This is a genomic window from Candidatus Obscuribacterales bacterium (assembly GCA_036703605.1).
Classification (GTDB): Bacteria; Cyanobacteriota; Cyanobacteriia; order RECH01; family RECH01; genus RECH01.
Genome location: DATNRH010000691.1, coordinates 1 through 1087 on the forward strand (window position 1 = coordinate 1; position 1087 = coordinate 1087).

The 1087-nt window shown below is 53.5% G+C and carries 2 protein-coding genes; both read left to right on the top strand.

The window, feature by feature from the left end; translation table 11 throughout:
• Positions 1–279: hypothetical protein (locus V6D20_14665; protein HEY9817022.1), on the top strand; the 279-nt coding region annotated here is incomplete at its 5' end.
• 245 nt (positions 280–524) lie between these two features.
• Entirely contained in the window at positions 525–821 is a 297-nt protein-coding gene (locus V6D20_14670) for a protein kinase (GenBank protein HEY9817023.1), read from the top strand.
• The last annotated feature ends 266 nt before the right edge of the window (positions 822–1087 follow it).

Genomic DNA, 1087 nt, shown 5'->3' on the forward strand with positions numbered 1-1087 from the left:
GATGCAACTCCCAAAGCGATTGTCATGGAGTTTGTGCCAGGAGGGGATCTCTTTGAGAGTTTTCACTCGCCTGATGCGGATGTGCTGGCGCCTTGGCGTGCCTATGAAGCCGAGGAACGGCGTGTGCGCAACAACTCTCAGCAGATTGCCCTCATGCAGGAAGATCTAGGTCGAGGTGATTTGGCTAAACTTCAGATGGCATGGAAACGCTTCAAGCAAAGGGAGAGAACATTGACGAGGCTAAATTGGAAAGTCTCCGACGACACTATGAGACGCTGAAGGCAGAGAACGCTGAGATGGAAGCTGCCTTGAAGCCTCCTCCGATCGATGAGATCCTGAAAGCCGACTACGGCCACCTGGTAAGAGGCTAAGCTAACTAGACAGAGCCTTAGACTTCGCATACGGCTCTTGTATGACGTGGCCAAAGCACTTCGCTACTTGCATGGACATTCGCCACCTTTAATTCACAACGACTTGCGCAGTCCCAATGTGTTTGTAGGCCCGTACTGCTGACCTCTTAGCTGGTGGAGCTGGATGAGAACGCTGAGGTTGTAGCGAAACTGGCCGACTATGGTCTTGTGCGACTTGGCGCTGGAAAGCTGCGCATGCTAGCTCTGGATAGCTGGCGTTGGTTGGCCCCCGAAGTCCTGGACCCTGATGCTGGAGCTGGATTTGGAACTGCTGCAGATATCTATTCGTTCGCCATTGTGACGTGGGAGCTGCTGAACGGCGCTGGTCTGCGATTACCGTTTTCGGAGTACGACGATATCCCAATGAAGGTAGAAGAACCTCTCACTCTAGTTGAAGCGACGGATTCGTGAGGAAGCCCTGCGCCCGACCATGACAGTGGAAGCAGAGAGAGCTTACGGCGAAGGGGAAGAGTTCTTACGCCTTACGCAGCTGATGCGGTAAGTGATATGCTATGACAACAGACAATGCTGGGATCATAGCGCAGCGGAGCGACCAACTGCTAGTGAGGTCTGTCGTGTGCTGGCTGAGCTCCTGGGGGAGACAAACGTGGCTGAAGAATTACCACCAAATTCTACTGGAACCGCTCAGCCTGTCCTAGGACTAGTTGCACCGTTGC